9 protein-coding genes are annotated in these 17,530 nt (G+C 33.1%); 4 read left to right on the top strand and 5 right to left on the bottom strand.

Translation table 11 applies throughout. The features are described from left to right. Positions 1 to 341 precede the first annotated feature (341 nt). The 5 genes from AC1RRN_RS20680 to AC1RRN_RS20660 all read right to left on the bottom strand — a co-directional run bounded on the left by AC1RRN_RS20680 (position 342) and on the right by AC1RRN_RS20660 (position 6,813). Positions 342 to 746 (bottom strand): response regulator, encoded by a 405-nt coding sequence (locus tag AC1RRN_RS20680; protein WP_492969121.1) that lies wholly within the window; start codon positions 744 to 746, stop codon positions 342 to 344. Then, a complete protein-coding gene (locus AC1RRN_RS20675; protein WP_492969120.1) occupies positions 731 to 3,043 on the bottom strand; it encodes a PAS domain-containing sensor histidine kinase in 2,313 nt (770 codons plus the stop codon). The genes AC1RRN_RS20680 and AC1RRN_RS20675 overlap by 16 nt, the downstream gene beginning before the upstream one ends. A gap of 31 nt (positions 3,044 to 3,074) precedes the next feature. Continuing rightward, positions 3,075 to 3,836: a LytR/AlgR family response regulator transcription factor gene (locus AC1RRN_RS20670; protein ID WP_492969119.1), complete on the bottom strand. Its 762-nt coding sequence runs from the start codon at positions 3,834 to 3,836 to the stop codon at positions 3,075 to 3,077. 1,060 nt (positions 3,837 to 4,896) lie between these two features. Then, the gene (locus AC1RRN_RS20665) at positions 4,897 to 6,405 is read right to left on the bottom strand and encodes a sensor histidine kinase (protein WP_492969118.1); all 1,509 of its coding nucleotides are present in this window, start codon (positions 6,403 to 6,405) and stop codon (positions 4,897 to 4,899) included. Between the two features lie 114 nt (positions 6,406 to 6,519). Next, on the bottom strand, positions 6,520 to 6,813 hold the full coding sequence (locus tag AC1RRN_RS20660) for a TIGR03643 family protein (protein WP_492969117.1): 294 nt from the start codon (positions 6,811 to 6,813) through the stop codon (positions 6,520 to 6,522). A 244-nt stretch (positions 6,814 to 7,057) separates the two neighbouring features. Between AC1RRN_RS20660 and AC1RRN_RS20655 the strand changes: the two genes are divergently transcribed. From AC1RRN_RS20655 to AC1RRN_RS20640, 4 genes are all read left to right on the top strand, one after another. Beyond that, complete coding sequence (locus AC1RRN_RS20655) at positions 7,058 to 7,741, top strand: SDR family NAD(P)-dependent oxidoreductase (protein ID WP_492969116.1); 684 nt, start codon at positions 7,058 to 7,060, stop codon at positions 7,739 to 7,741. Between the two features lie 12 nt (positions 7,742 to 7,753). Continuing rightward, positions 7,754 to 9,166: an SDR family oxidoreductase gene (locus AC1RRN_RS20650; protein ID WP_492969115.1), complete on the top strand. Its 1,413-nt coding sequence runs from the start codon at positions 7,754 to 7,756 to the stop codon at positions 9,164 to 9,166. Between the two features lie 119 nt (positions 9,167 to 9,285). After that, on the top strand, positions 9,286 to 9,867 hold the full coding sequence (locus AC1RRN_RS20645; RefSeq protein WP_492969114.1) for a response regulator: 582 nt from the start codon (positions 9,286 to 9,288) through the stop codon (positions 9,865 to 9,867). A 752-nt stretch (positions 9,868 to 10,619) separates the two neighbouring features. Beyond that, positions 10,620 to 17,530, top strand: a 6,911-nt coding sequence (locus AC1RRN_RS20640; protein ID WP_492969113.1) for an amino acid adenylation domain-containing protein, incomplete at its 3' end; no start/stop codon positions are given.

Raw genomic sequence — 17,530 nt, 5'->3', positions numbered from 1 at the left:
AAATTAACTAGAATGCCTTTTAATGTAAAAGGGAGAAGTAATAACTGACAGCTATACGGTATAACCGTTTAATGAAGGAAAACTATAATGCTGAAAATTATAAAAGGAGGAACAAAAACCAGCATAGCTGAGTTTTAAAATTCTGCTAATTTGTTATGCTGAATTTCTGATTTAAATTTTAAGAATCAATATATCAATCTGTTATGGAAGTGGGGCACACTTAAAAACAACAGTTGTGGTAATTCTTAAAATCACTGCGATAGTGCCAGCTTAGTGGTGAAGTATAAAATACTGATTTGGTTTGATTGAATTATTGGAAGTAATATTTATAGTAACTATTCCTAAATAATTCGGTCAAGAAATTCTTTGGTAATCGGTTTAACATGAAAAGAAACCACATTCTTATTATTGCTTGATCGTGCGATATCTTCATTATCTATTGTTGAGGATACGATGTAGGTTTTGCAATAATTTTTCAAGTTAGTTGATAATGTCTCATACGCTTCCAGAAATTCAAATCCGGACATTAAAGGCATGTAGATGTCTACAAAAATGATTTGAGGTAATTTCGAAATATTATCCTGATTCTCCTGCAAATATTTCATTGCTTCTTGTGCCTCCGTATAATGCAGCACATTTTTTCCAAAATTATTCTTAGTGATCATACGCGAGATAATATATAAATCTACGAGATTATCATCAATAATCATTACTGTTTCAAATTTTGAGTCTAGTTCTTTTGACATGGTTTCAAATTTTTTAGTGTGATATTAAATTTGGTTCCAGTCCCTTTTTCTGACTGTACCTCTATAGAGCCCTGCACTATTTCTACGGCATCTTTTACGATATATAAACCAATACCAGAGCCATCTTTGCCCGAAAGACGAAAAAACATTTCAAATATTTTTTTATGATACGCAGAATCAATTCCTATCCCGTTATCTTCTATTGAAAAATGGAGATTTTCATGATCTGAATATCCCAATATTTTTACAAATCTGTCAGCATTCTCTTTTTTATGGTATTTTATGGCATTGGAAATTAGATTTTTTAAAATGGTTGTAAATCGCAGCCTGTCTGTATAAAAAGGTTTTTGTTCTTGTATTTCAATTTCAAAACGAATTCCTTTGGCTTCTTTCATTCTTTGAAGCGAATCTACTATGTCAAGTATCATTTCTTTTAGCGAAATTTGTTCCACTTCGAGCCCTGTACGGTTATTTCGTGAATAACTTAAAATGTTTTTTATAAAGTCATCCAGACGATTGATACTGATCCGTATCAGTTCGGCATGTTTAAGCGTATCAATTTCCTTGCTTTCTGTTTCAATAAAAGAGATCAGACCAAGAATTGAAGTTAGGGGGGAACGCAGATCGTGTGATACACTGTATACAAATCGATCCAGTTCCGAATTGGTTTTGATGAGTTCCCGGTTTCTTTTTTCCAGATTTGTTTCTGCTTTTTTACGATCAGAGATGTCATTAGAGAGAATCAATCTTGCTGTAGTTCCTTCATATACAATATTATGGGCAATAATTTCAACTGGAACAATAGTTCCATCTTTTTTTATATGATTCCATATTCCCCTGTTATAATTTGATTGATTAATATTTGAAGTATCACTCGATTTTATGAAATGAATTTTATCATCATTTGGACGTATGTCCAAAGCAGTCATAGAAAGGAATTCTTCACGGCTGTATCCGTATTGCAGAATTGCCATTTTATTTACATCCAGAAATTTAAAAGACACTAAATCGATAATCCACATTGGCATGGGATTGTTGTCAAAAAGATACCGGTATTTTTTTTCACTTTTTCTCAGTTCTTTTTGTGCCAATTTCATTTTTGTAATATCAGAAAGTACAATAACGGCTCCTGTTATCTCGCCATCAGTATTATGAACCGGAACTGGATAAGGCAATACATTGCGTTTATCTCCATTAGGGCGTTCTATAATTATTTCCTTATTAAGGATTGGATCACCTTTTTTTAGTGCTGTACCCAACGAAAATAGATTTAGAGGTGCAGAGCGATTTTTTTTATTGTCCGTACTATTCCATGAATTATACCATACATCTTTTCCTAGTTCAGGCTCTTTGCCCCATAACGCGGCTGCAGCTTTATTATAAAGCACTATTCGTCCTTCAGCATCGCAAGAGTAGGTGGCAACTGGCAATTTATGGATTAGATCTTTATACATTTTTTCGCTTTCTTCAATTTTTTTTCGCGATAGAACCTGCTCTGTTACATCATTGCCAAAAATAAATATTCCGTCAATAGTATTATTAGCATCCCTTCGAGCCTGAAAAATAAAATTTAAGTAAACATCTTTTAGTTTTCCGTTGCTATAACGATCAAATGTTATGAGCATTTCATTAGCTGAAAAGCTTTCACCTGTTTGATATACATTATCTAAAATTTCAAAAATTCCCTGCGTTTCAAGTTCGGGTAAAACATCTTTGACGGCCTTCCCAATAATATCCTTCTTATCAATTAATTGCAGATAAAGTTCATTTGCTAATTCATAAACATGGTCGCGACCAGTTAAAATTCCCATATAGGAAGGTGCTTGCGAATATATATTAAAGAATTGCAGTCTTTCTATTTCAATTGCTTTTTCTATATTTTTTTTCTCAGTAATATCTCTGCCTATGCAATAGGATAATTTTTTAACATCATCTCGTACAGCAGACCATTGCAAATAAATAATGCTTGTATTTTTGTGTATGAACTTTTTTTCAAATACAGGTAAGTGTGTCTCGCTTCTAAAATCAATATTTTCATTTGTAGGAATATTAGCATTCTCATGAAATATAAAATCACGGCATTTTTTACCAATTAATTCTTCAGGCGTATAGCCTAAAATACGTTCTGAAGCTTTATTTACCCATACAAATCTTCCCTCTTCATCACAAGAGCAAATTAGATCCATGGAAAAATCTAAAATTTTAGCAAGTTCATGTAATGGTTCTTCAAAATAATAAGGAGTATTATTATTTTTCTTTTTTGCCGCACCGTTTTCTGGAATATTATGGGTATTCATTTGCTAGTAATTAAATTTAGCTTAGATTATTTTAATCTTTAAGTTTTATAAATTTATTAAAATCATCTTGTCGTCTTTTGGCAACTGGTAAAACTGATCCATTCGAAAGTTCGCAGAAATACCCATCTTTTTTTGAAATTTTAACAATATGACGTAGATTGATAATATAGGAATGATGTATTCTAAAAAAATAATTGTCATCCAAAATTGCACTGTATTCACCCAGATTTCTGCTTGACATTATACTGGTTCCGTTGGGTAGAATAAAAACGGTATACTTTCCATCTGCCTTACAAAAAATAATTTCTGACATTGGTAAGAGTTCTATTTTTTCTAATGATGCAACGGCAACGTAGTCATTTTTTTGATTAACAGTGTTTGAAATATTTAAATTGTTAATTTTTTGATGCTGATAAGAGCGTTCCATTTCCCTTCTTTTAATTACTTTGTAAATAGCCATTATTATGGAATTAAAATCAATTGGTTTCAGTAAAAAATCAACAGCATCGTGTTTAAAGGCCTTAACAGCGTAATCCTTTTTTGCTGATATAAATACAATTTTTGGAATGCTAAATTCCAATTGTTCGAGCATTTCAAAAAACAGATCATCCTTAAGATGAATATCTAAGAGGATAAGGTCTGGTTTTCTTTCTTTTATTAAAATCATTCCGTCTTTTATACCATCAGCGTTACCAATTATTTCCATAATCATAGCATTTTCTTCTTCAAATTTTTTTAAGATTTGAAAAGTCTCTTTTTCTTCAGATATGATTACGGCATTAATAGGAGTCATAGTTTTTTTTACTTTTATTTATCAATTCAAAATTTAGTTCTGAAAATCAGATATTAATGCATTGATTATTAATTGTTTATTGATATATAGAATATCATATTTTGAAAGATAAATTACAGGAACATTTAGTAATACTTTTATAAATTAGTTGTTAGATTTATCGAAAAGTAATAAATGGACCAATAAGAGTATAAGTGTTTTAAATTGGCGGTTATTTGTGTATCGTTGCTGTTTTTAAATTATAAGATAGTTAACAAAAACGCCAATATCTAATGGAATTATATTGTGATTCTCAATCCTTCAATAGCGAGGATCCCTGGCTCTTCTAAATATATTGAGATGATAATTGAGATGTTTCTGTGTTGCCAATTTTAGGTTACTAATGATATGACCGAAAAGACGGACCCTTTATTTTTCTGACATTATTTAATCTCCGTTCTAGTTTAATTATTCTGTTTTATTTTTTATGAAATAGAAATGTTTAAAATAAAGCTGATGCTTTTTTTGGAGTTCTATTTCTTTTGCAAAATAAGATACAGTTAGTGAGATAGTTATAGGATAAAATACTTCATTTATAGGACTATTGTCTCTTTAACAAAAATTTGTAGGTGGTGAAAAAAATAGTGCTAATTGTGATCAACTGGCCATTGGCTGTGTTGGCCGAGAGTTAATGTGAATATTATAGTTTCTGAAAATATTCTCAAGAAAACTATGTCAACCGGTTTTTTTCTAAAAGCAACAACATTTTATCCGCATTAGCATGTTTAACACCTTCAGAGCTTTAGTAAATTGTTCAGAAACAAAACAAGTAAAAACATCTTTAAAGTTCAGAGGTAAGTTTAATTAATCCTTTTATATTTTAAGTGTTTTTCTCTAATTTAAATTAAAAAAACAAAGCAGTCTTAAAGAAGGATCGGAATCTAAAAATGAAAATAAAAGGAAAATTATTCAAAGTTAGCGTATTTAATAGAGTAAAACAATAAATGGCGCCAATTGTCTTCAATTGTACTTAAATATTTATGTAAAATTCCTCTAATGGATTAGTTGTAAATTTCAATTTCTACAGTGTATCGGCTTTTTGTTTTAAAGGAAGGGTCACAGTAAATTCAGCGCCATTGTCCTTTTCCCCGGCTGCAGTTATTTTGCCATTATGCCTTTCGGCAATCTTTCTGCACAGGGCAAGGCCAAGGCCATTTCCCTCGTACTGGTCTTTGGAATGCAGTCTTTCAAATGCCGTAAAAATCTTTTCTGCAAATTCAGCCTCAATTCCAATACCATTATCCTTTATTTTTATCTGTACAAACTCATGGCCGTTACTAGTGATGATGCTGCTTGTTATGATAACCCTTGGAGGCTGGTCCGCTTTGGAAAATTTTAAGGCATTTTGCAGGAGGTTATAGAAAAGCTGGTTAATTAAAATCGGCGCTCCCTGAATCTGTGGAAGATCAGAAGTAACTAAAATAGCACCTTTTTCTCTTATTATGAGCTCAAGGTCTATTTTTATGTCTTCAATAACCTCATTAAGATTAATTGTTTCTATAACCTGTGAAGTTTTGTCAAGGGTGGAATAGGTCAAAATTCCCTCTATAATATTTTCCATTCTCTGGGCAGACTGGCTTACTTTATGAAGGTATTTTTTAGATTTTTCATTAACATTGTCTTCTATGTCATTTCGTAAAAGTGTATTGAAAATTTTAATTTTTCGCAGCGGCTCTCGAAGATCATGGCTTACTACGCTGGCAAAATGCATCAAATCACTATTAGAACGCGTGAGCTCATTTGTGCGGCTTGCCACCTGCTTTTTTAGTTCCTCTTGAAATTCCTTATGCTCGTGTATATCCTGAACAATGCCAATGATGGTCTTTGCAGATCCGTCCTTGTCCTTGATAATCTTTCCATTGATTTTAGCCCAGCGGTAGGAGCCGTCATCATTTAAAATCCGCGCCTCATAGCATATTTTTCCCGTTGCCTCAGCCTGCACGTGTGCTTTTTCGCGTGCCGTGAGGTCCTCTGGATGAAGTTTTGCAATTAAATCGTCACTCGTTGTTTCGCTTACAATGGAACAGATCGTGTTGAAATTTGCCGAAGTCTTGATTTTTTTGGTCTCAAGGTCTATTTCATAACTTCCTATCCCGGAGCTTTCTATGGCTATGGTTAATTTTTCATTCGCTCTCAGGGTTTCTTCTTTTGCTTTCTGGAGATCTGTGATATCAGCGCCTGTGTTAAGCACGCCATAGACTTTTCCATGCTCGTCAAAGAGCGGAATAAAACTATAATTAAAGTAATGTTCGGTCATAATCCCCTGCATGACCAGATCTACTTTTTTTCCTACAGCATGAAAGGCTGTTCCGGTTTTAAGAACTCCAAGAGCCTCATCGAGAATCTGCTGGTTTTCAATTTCAGGAACAACACTCAGATAGGTTTTTCCAAGTACATCATTTCCCTTGCCCCATGTTTTGATCATGGCATCATTGGCCAGTGCAATTTCTAAATTATCTCCCACATAAACTCCGACGGGAAGAGGGATAGCATCAATTATATTTTGTAAAAGCCCTGGATTACGGTACATAGCGTTAGGTTTGTTTGGTATAGTTTTAATGGCGAAGCTATTGGCTTTTAAATGTTTATGGTTACATGAATTCCGCATTATGTATTATAATTCCAATAATATAGCTGATTATTTCTATTGTTTCCGCTTTGATTTTTTGTTATTGGAAATGGTCCGCTGTTCGTTGCACTTAAAGCGGCTGATATGCGCACAGCGTTTCCGCATATGCTTTGTTTTGCAGTTTTCTACCCTTTTGCGCCAAAGTGTATAGCTGCCGGGTTTGAGTTCTTTCTTCATTAAGGCTTTTACTTCAGCTTCCTGAAGTTCAAATTGATATGTGATGGCTTCAAAGGGGGTTCTGTCTTCCCATGCCATTTCAATAATGCGGTCCAGGTCAGGATCAGCAAACTTCCGTTTTACTTTTTTCATAATTGCATTTTTTCGGGATTCCCGGTCGGGAATTAAGGAGAGCAATGCTAAATTAAATAAAATAATTTTTATTTTGTTTAATATTTTTTAAAAATTGTTAAACAATTATTATCTTTAACATACAAAGATCACTTTTTGCTAAAACACACTTTAGGATTTTTGATAATTAATAAATAATATCTTATTTTCCTGAAAATCATAGCAGAAACAATCAGAACGGTTCTTTAATTCTAATCTTTAAAAAATGAAAACTATTGTAATTGTTGACGGCAGTAAAGGAATCGGTAATGGTGTTTTAGTGCAGCAGCTGGAAAATTATAAGGTTAGTAATATCAGCAGGACAGCTCCCGATATTATCCATACAAATTTAATTCATTTTTCAGTTGATGTGCTCCGTGATGCTTTGCCTGAATTTGAAAGTATTGATGCCCTAGTGTATTGTCCGGGGTCTATAAACCTCAAACCCATTCTGGGCTTGAGCCTTGAGGATTTCAGAAATGATTTTGAAATTAATGTGGTGGGCGCCGTCAAAGTGATTCAGCATTATCTGGCTGCATTAAAGAAAGGAAAAAATCCTTCGATTGTTTTATTCAGTACTGTTGCGGCAAAATTAGGAATGCCTTTTCATGCCAGTGTAGCAACAGCGAAAGCTGCCGTTGAGGGACTCGTTAAATCACTCGGCGCTGAACTTGCCCCGTTAATCCGCATAAATGCTATTGCGCCGACTATTACGGAGACTTCTTTGTCCGGATCTATTTTAAGAAACGACCGGATGAAAGAAAATATGATCGAACGACACCCTTTGAAAAATTACCTGAAACCCCAGGAGGTTGCCCGTATGGTAGGCTATCTTATTTCTGAAGATGCAGCCTCAATTTCAGGCCAGGTTTTCGCCATGGATTATGGTTTGGTAAGCTTTAAATTGTAAAACAGCTCAAAGATGAAAATTCTTTTAACAGGCGCAACAGGTTATATCGGCAAGAGGCTATTGCCCTTGCTGCTTGATCATGGAAATGAAGTGATTTGCTGCGTTCGGGATAAAAACAGGTTTTGTTTTCCTGAACAGTTTAAAAATAAAATACAGGTTATCGAAGCTGACTTTCTGGATCCCGAAAGCCTGAAGAATATTCCCGATGATATAGATGCGGCCTATTATCTGATCCACTCGATGTCCGGTGCTTCTAATTATGATGAACTGGAAAGCATTTCTGCACATTATTTTATTGAAAAAATAAACCAAACAAATGCCAAACAAATTATTTACCTGAGCGGAATTGTAAATGATAAGTCATTATCCAAACATTTATCATCAAGAAAGGCGGTGGAAGAAATTTTAAAAACCGCAGCAGTGCGCTTAACGATACTTCGGGCGGGAATTATAGTAGGATCAGGAAGCGCTTCTTTTGAAATAATACGCGATCTGGTGGATAAACTCCCCATTATGATTACCCCAAAATGGCTCAATACCAGATGCCAGCCGATTGCCATCAGCGATGTTTTGGAATTTTTAATCCGATCACTGCTAAATCCATTGACCTATAATGAAAGTTTTGATATCGGGGGACCTGATATATTGACCTACAAGGAAATGCTGCTGGAGTTTGCCAAAGCAAAAAAACTAAGGAGGTACATTTATACCGTACCGGTGATGACCCCGAAATTATCGTCTTACTGGCTGTATTTTGTGACCTCAACTTCTTTTAAGCTGGCCTCGGCGCTGGTCAGCAGCATGAAAGTAGAAGTCATCTGCAGCGATAACAGGATTGATAGTTTACTGGGCATTACACCTATTGCTTACAGTCAGGCATTAGAGAGGGCTTTGAAAAAGATCAGTAGTGATGATATCATCTCCAGCTGGAAAGACTCCCGCGTCAGCGGACAGTTTAAAGGAAATGTTTCACAATATCTAAAGGTTCCAAAAAAGGGGTGTTTTATTGACAGAAGAAAAAGAACAATCATAAACAGGGAATATAGCATTGCAAGAATTTGGTCAATAGGCGGGGAGACAGGATGGTATTATGCCGACTGGCTTTGGGAGCTGCGCGGATTCATCGATAAGATTTTTGGAGGTGTGGGCATCAGAAGGGGAAGAACGCATAAAACGCAGATACATGCAGGAGATGCACTTGATTTCTGGAGAGTGGTATATGCCAATAAAAAAGAAGGCAAACTGGTTTTATATGCCGAGATGAAACTTGCGGGCGAAGCCTGGCTGGAATTTAAAATAATTAACAATACCTTATATCAGGCGGCCACTTTTAAACCAAGGGGACTTATGGGAAACCTATACTGGTATGCTGTGCTGCCTTTTCACGGTTTTATATTCGATGGCATGCTTAAAAAACTCATTTAAGGGTTTGGCGGATAACATGGGATTGGCCTGCGGATTATTTTACAGCATGGGGTATATTGTACTGGCATAATGCTGTTTTCAATATCCCGCAGTTTAAAGGGTTTGTAAAATGAGATCCTTTGAGCATTAATTTTGTGCGGCATAATTTCATTTGGACATTTTTAGTACATTTGAACATTGCAAAACCGCTTGATATGATAAGTGCTGAGAATCCGGATGCTGAAAGCCCAAAAGAAAAAGAGCCGGTAAAAATTCTGCTGGCCGAGGATGATACCGAAGACCAGGAATTATTCATCGATGCCCTGGATGAAGCGCAGATTGCTTCTGAGGTAACGACCGTTGAAAACGGGCAGGAACTCCTCGATACGCTCAGGGATGAATCCCAGAGCGATCCCGATATTATTTTTATAGATGTCAATATGCCCGTTAAAGGGGGCAAAAAGGCGCTGGAAGAAATAAAGAAAGACGATGATCTTCGCGGCATTCCCACCGTTATGCTCTCCACTTGGGACCATCCTTCGGATATTGAAGATACCTTTGCTAAAGGGGCAGACCTTTATGTGCAGAAACCAAATTCTTTTAACGCTTTTGTGCTGCTGCTCAAAAAAGTGTTCTTTCTGCACTGGACCAAGGCTTTACTGGATCCGGTTAAAAAACTGTTTTTTGTTTCTGAGAAGAACATCTCCCAGGGAGACTCCTAAGCCCACCTGTGTTATACCTTTGTTTTGTCCTTGTGATACTGATTTAGCTATTTTTTCATTTTTCTGCAGAAGCTGGATTTCCTTTGGATCTCCTGATGAGTTGGAAGTAATACAGTTTTGAACCTAAACTTTTTATAACCTTATTTTACTGTGGTTTCACTTTTTCCAAATGAAATGTGCCACGATTTTGCCAAAAAATATAATTGTAATTTATTTCAATCCTTTTTTAATGGAAAATTTCTAAAAAACCGACTTAACTTTTGTGTCAAAAAAGGTATTCATCATTTTTTAACTTTCCTGATATTTTCAAAAAAAGTGTCTTAACTTTTTGTAATAAATTAGCGGCATCTCCATGTGGGTATTTAATATTTTTAGAATAGTAATGATTAGAATTTTGACGTTTTACTTTTTAAAAGCAATTTTATAAATGTTAATTATTTTAATTTTTAACATAAAGAAATTTTAATTAATTTTTCAATGATCTCTTTTTTAATGGGTTAATACAATATTGTGTTAATTTAAAAAATGTAATATATTTCTTGTTTAAAATTTAAAAATGAAAGTTTTTTTTTATTTCTTGTAATTTTTATTATTTAAGAAAAACCTTATTGTGTTCATTCTTAGTAGCTTATTTTTTTCCTTTTTTTTGTGAGAAAAAAAAAGGAAAAAAACGAACTAAAAATGAGGGAAACCGTAAATTTCAAAAGTTTTAATTTTCTATATTCGCCACCCTAATGTAAGAATTCGTATTAATGGGTAACTCAGAATTTGATAGTTTTAATTTAGTTTCTCTGTATTGGAAACGAAAAATGTTAAAAAGAAATAATGTAACTACTGCTAATTGTCAAGAAAGCGATTTGGATACAGTAATTATTAAATCGAATGAATTAGGAACTTTTTATAATCTTACTAATAACAATGCAATAGCTCAATATACAATTCTGAGCGCTGTGTTTTCTTTTCTCTTAAAAAAAGTTATTAATGAATTCGATGGATACATAACGTCATATTACCATGACTTATCAAATCCATTATTCTTATACCTTCATGTGAATTCCGAAATACCATTCAAAGAATATCTTCAAAAAGTTAAATCTGAGATATTAGAAACACTCCATTATGCTGATCAGTTGAATGATCAAACTTTAGAGAAAGATCATATAAATTTTGCTAATCTTTCTAATTATCAAATAAATTTTAATTCTTCCAATAGCTTAGGCTGTAATGGACTCTCATTTAATGTTAAAATTCTTGAAAATAAAGATATTCAAATTGAAGTTCTTTATTTAGAAACAATTGTAAAAAAGACTATTACAGAGCTGATAGTCAGTCTTTTTGCTGATATTTTAATTGATTTACAACCTTTTCTCTTAAAGACTTTAAATGGATATTCACTAATATCTGATAAATATAAAAATAAGCTTCTTTTTGATTTCAATGATACTTTAACTCTTTACCCTAAAGACAAGACAATTGTTGATATGTTTGAAGAACAAGTTTTAAAGACTCCACATAATGTAGCGGTTGTATTTGAAAATGGATCGCTTACTTATAAAGACCTTAATGAGGAGTCTAATCAATTGGCGCAATATTTAAGAGAAAACTACAATATCAAATGTGATGATCTGATAGGGATAAAACTTGATAGAAATTACATGAGTATTGTCGGGATTTTAGGTGTTTTAAAATCAGGTGCAGCATATGTTCCGATTGATGTCAATTACCCTGAAGATCGTGTGGCTTATATAGAAGGAGATAGCAGCTGCAAAGTAATTCTTGATGCTAATGAGCTCTCTTTTTTTGTACAAAGAAAGAATTGCTATTTAAAAGAAAATATTGAGAAAATAGCTGGATCGGATAATCTTGCTTATGTTATTTATACTTCTGGCACAACTGGAACCCCTAAAGGAGTTATGATTGAACACAGTGGTAGTGTTAATATGACTCTGGATCAGATTAAAACATTTGGAATTACTAAAAAGGACAAAATTGTATGGTTTGCATCTGTTGCTTTTGATGCTTCGGTATCAGAGATCATGATGGCTCTATACAGTGGCGCGACCTTATGTATTGGATCAGAGGAAGTTTTAAAAAATAGAGACCATTTTCTAAAATTTTTAAAAGATACTGAATCAACCGTTCTAACTCTTCCTCCTAATTATTTGGAATTATTCTCAATGGAAGAGATTTTGAGCTCTAAGCTAAGATGTATTATAACAGCTGGAGAGTCGCCAAATTCAGTGACGGCATCTGCAATTTCAGATATTGGAATTGATTATTATAATGCATACGGTCCTACAGAATGTTCAGTTTGTGCTTCTATATATAAAGTTTCAAAAAAGGATAATTTTAAATCCATCATTCCAATAGGTAAGCCTATTTCTAACACACAGATTTATATACTGGATGATGATTTGGAATTAGTTCCAATTGGCATTCCAGGTAGACTTTATATTTCTGGTTCAGGACTTGCGAGAGGCTATATAAACAAGGCCGAATTGACGGCTGAGAAATTTGTAGCTAACCCCTTTGCTGAGGGTAGTCGCATGTATGATACAGGGGATTTAGCGAGCTGGCGCGCGGATGGAAATATTGAATATTTAGGTAGAAAAGATAGTCAGGTTAAAATCAGGGGTTTCAGAATTGAACTTGGAGAAATCGAGAATATGATTCTTCAATATTCTAATACCTTGAAGCAGGTAGTTGTAGAAGCTAAAACTGTCAATGATGATAAAGTACTAGTTGCTTATTTGGTATCCAAAAATATGGATAAGTCGGAATTAAGGAGTTTTTTGATATCCAAATTACCTGATTTCATGATTCCAAGTTTTTTCGTTGAAATCGATGCTGTTCCTCTAACACCAAATGGGAAAGTGGATCGCCAAGCTCTTCCTAATGTTGATAGTAGAGATTTTGTCAGGAAAGAATATATTCCTGCGACCAATGAGATACAGCAGAGACTCGTACTTATATGGGAGGAAGTACTTGGAATTTCGAAAATAGGGATAAAAGATAATTTTTTTGAGCTGGGAGGTCATAGTTTGATGGTGTCCCAAGTAATTAATCGAATAAGTCAGCAGCTGGGGAAAATGCTTTTGTTTAAAGTGTTTTTCGAAAATCCTACTATTTACGAATTAGCCGATAAGCTAAAACAAGATGATTTTATTTCAATAAGGAAAACTGAGATTAAGGAATCTTATCCAATGTCTCCATCTCAAGAAAGAATGTGGATATTAAGTCAGATTGAAGAAGGCTCAATTTCGTATAATATGCCAGGTGCCATCTATTTAAATGGACAGGTAGATATTGATCAATTTGAAACTTCGTTTAAGATTCTTATAGCTCGACATGAAATTTTAAGGACAGTTTTCAAGCGTGATGAAAGTGGAGAAAACAGGCAGTATATTGTTTCTGAAAAACTATTTGATTTTAATATAAGTAAAGAAGATTATAGTTTTCTTTCTTATCAGAATGAACTTGTAGATGCCTATCTGCAAAAAGAAAATAGTAGTTCATTTGATTTGCAAAATGGACCTTTAATAAAAGCATCAATAGTTAAATTGAGCAACAAAAAGCATATCCTTTTCTTTTCAATGCATCACATTATTGGAGACGGATGGTCCATAGAGCTTATAATTTCAGAAATTTTAATTATATACAACGGTTTAAAAGAGCAAAAACAAATTAATCTGCCAGAATTAAAAATTCAGTATAAGGATTATACAGTATGGTTGAAGACAGAATTGCAAAATGAAAGATATAAAAAATCAGAAAATTATTGGCTAAATCAATTTGCTGGAGAAATCCCGGTTTTAATGCTACCAAGTTTTAAATCGCGTCCTTTAATAAAAACGTTTAAAGGAAAGAGGGTCACTCATACTTTTTCAAACCATTTTTTAGATAGTTTGAAAAAATTTTCAAATGAATCTAATGTCACATTATTTATGACTTTAGTTACAGGAATAAAGATGTTACTGTATAGATATTCTGGGCAAGATGACATTATTATAGGAACACCAATTGCAGGTAGGGAACATCCAGATCTAGAAAATCAAATAGGTTTGTATCTAAATACTCTTGCAATACGAACTCGGTTCAAAGAAGATATTATTTTTTCAGATCTATTAAATTTAGAGAAAGAAACTTTATTAAATGCATATGAACATCAGAGGTATCCATTCGATGAACTAATTGGAAAGCTTAATTTAAAAAGGGATATTAGTCGTTCAGCTTTGTTTGATGTTCTTGTAGTATTACAAAGCCAGAATAAATTAAATAATTTTACTAAAGAGCAATTCTTTGAGTTAGAAATTGAAAATTATGGTTTTGGTGCACAAACATCAAAATTAGATATTAGCTTTAACTTCATAGAGGATGATGGCCTAAAACTTTCTATTGAATATAATAGTGATATTTATGATGAGGATTTAATCCACAAAATGTTTATGCATTTTGAAAATCTATTATCACAGTCTGTCAAAGAACCAATGATTGTTATTGACAAGATTGATTATTTAACATTAGAAGAAAAGAATTTCTTTAATGAAATAAATAAAGGCTATGTTAATTATCCAAAGGACAAAACAATAATTGATCTATTTGATGAGCAGGTAAAAAAATCATCTAATAGGTTAGCTTTAGTTTTTGAAGGTGATAATTTAACTTACGATGAATTAAATAAAAAGGCTAATAAACTGGCCCTATATTTAAAAAGACAAAATGTTAAAGCTGGTTCTAATATTATTATCTGTTTTGATAGTCATTTAGAAATGGCAATAATTAGTATAGTTGCAATTTTAAAGACTGGCGCTACATATATTCCAGTTGATCCAGAATATTCACTGGATAGAATTAATTATATTATTGAAGAAACGAGTGCAAAATTTCTTATTAGTAATAGTAAGGATTTGATTTTAAGTGATTTTGAAAATATTGAGATCATTTTGCTAGATCAGATGGAATTAGATACTGATGAGGATGAATTTACGAACATAAGTAAATTTAATGAGTGTGCTTGTATAATATATACTTCAGGTTCAACTGGAAAACCAAAAGGTGTTTTAGTCAGTCATTCTAGTATAATGGATTATTTGTTTGGTCTATCATCTAAAATTCAAATTGAGAATAATAGATCTTTTGGTCTTATGTCAACAATCTGTGCGGATTTAGGGAATACAGTTTTATTCAGTTCTTTAATTTTCGGAGGTACTATTCATTTGTTTTCTAAAAATACATTAAGAAACACTCTTCTTATTGAACAGTACTTTAAAAACCATACGATAGAATGTATAAAAATTACTCCTTCATACTGGAAGTCTTTAAACAGTAATCATAAACAATTATCTGTTGGAAAGATGGTAATTTTTGGAGGGGAGGAATTATCAAATTTATTGGTAAGGCAAATTAGATCAGAGAATCAAAATTTAAAAGTTATTAATCATTATGGACCAACTGAAACAACGATAGGTAAGCTATTGTTTGAAGTTGGTGAAATTACTAATAGCGACATAATTCCAATAGGAAAAGTGTTTTCGAACACTGTACTTCATATTTTGGACAAATATGCAATGCCGTGTCCAGTGGGAATTGTAGGAGAACTTTGTATTGGAGGGGATGGATTATCTGTAGGATATTTGAATAATCCAACTTTAACAAATGAAAAGTTCATTGATAATCCTATAGATAAATACAAAGGTAAATTATATAGAACAGGCGATTTGGTTATGATGAGACCAGATGGTAATATTGTATTTGTTGGAAGGAAAGACAACCAGGTAAAAATCAGAGGATTTAGGGTTGAAATTGGTGAGATAGAAAGTGCCATTATGCTCTATTCAGAAAATATCAAGCAGATCGTTATAGATACAAAAATTTTTAATGAAGATAAGGTCCTTGTGGCTTATTTTGTTTCTGATAATCTTAATAAAACTGCACTTAGGGAATTTCTTCAAAGTAGGCTTCCAGATTATATGATTCCTAGTTTCTTCGTAAGACTTGATGCTGTTCCACTGAATTCTAATGGCAAAATTAATTATAAGGAATTGCCAGATGTGTCAGCAATTGACATTATCAGAAGACAATATATTGCCCCTAGAAATGCCACAGAAAAAAAACTTGTACTGATTTGGCAAGATGTATTAGGTATTGAAAAAATAGGCGTAACAGATAACTTTTTTGAACTAGGGGGCCATAGCCTAATGGTTGCACAAGTAATAAACAGAACTCATAAAGAATTAGGAAAAATAATATCTTTTAAAGCTTTTTTTGCTAGTCCTACTATTGATCAATTGATCAAGGAACTTATAGACAATAAATTTGTGTCAATACCAAAAGCACCTGAGAGTTTTTCTTATCCCGCTACTTCTTCACAAGTAAGGTTTTGGCTAATGAGCCAGATAGAAGGCGCTTCACTTGCATACAATATGCCTTCAGCTGTTTTTTTACGTGGGGATCTAAAGGTTAATGAATTTGAATCTGCAATCAGGTATCTTATATTCAGACATGAAATTCTTCGAACAAGTTTTAAAATAAATGAACAAGGGGAAGTTCATCAATTTATAACTTCAGCGCAAGACTTAAATTTTATAATTGATTTTAAAGATTATAGCCTTGAGCCTTATACGGAGCAATTAATTTCTCAGTATCTGGAACAGAAAAATAGGGAATTATTTGATTTGGAGGTTGCTCCACTTATAAGGAGTTCGATACTTAAATTGACTGAAAAAGAATATGTGTTTTTTCTATCAATGCATCATATTATTGGAGATGGCTGGTCAACACAGTTATTAATATCGGAGATAATAGAAACATATAATAGTCTTGCTCAAAACAAAGAGGTCGACTTGCCTGTGCTAAATATACAATACAAAGATTATGCGGTCTGGTTTGGCGAAGAACTTAAGGAAAAAAAACAGAAGGAATCAGAGCAATATTGGCTAAATCAGTTAAGTGGAGAACTACCTGTTTTGCATCTACCAAGTTATAGGTCACGTCCAATCATTAAAACATATAATGGGGAGACCCTTAGTTATAAATATTCGCGATCATTTCTCGAAAAGTTACACGATTTTTCAAAATCACAAGATGTGACTTTGTTTATGACGTTGATGTCGAGTATCAATATATTATTTTACAGATATACGGGGCAAGATGATATAATCATTGGTACTCCAATTGCGGGTAGGGAACATCCTGATTTGGAAAATCAGTTGGGCTTATATTTAAATACTTTAGCTATTAGAACCAAGTTTGAAAGAAAAAATATCTTTTTGGATTTAATTGCAAGGGAAAGAAAAACTCTATTAGAAGCTTATGAAAATCAAGGTTACCCTTTTGATAATCTGGTAAGTATGTTAAACTTGAAAAGGGATACTAGCCGATCACCATTATTTGACGTGATAGTTGTTTTGCAAAATCAGAGCCAGATTAAAACTTTTAATAAGGAGCGTAGTCATCTTAATAACCTTGAAGTAAGTAACTATAATTTTGATAATAAAACCTCAAAATTTGACCTACTATTTACCTTTACAGAATCAGAGACATTAGAACTTTCAATTGAATACAACACGGATATTTATGATACTTATCTGATTGAGAGAATGTTTTCACATTTTGAGAATTTATTGACTGAATTGATTCAAAATCCGTCTGTGAGTATTGAGAA

Source organism: Flavobacterium sp. GW821-FHT11G01 (assembly GCF_058808175.1).
The sequence above is the reverse complement of the archived record's forward strand: the minus strand, read 5'-3'. Positions and strand labels throughout refer to the sequence as shown.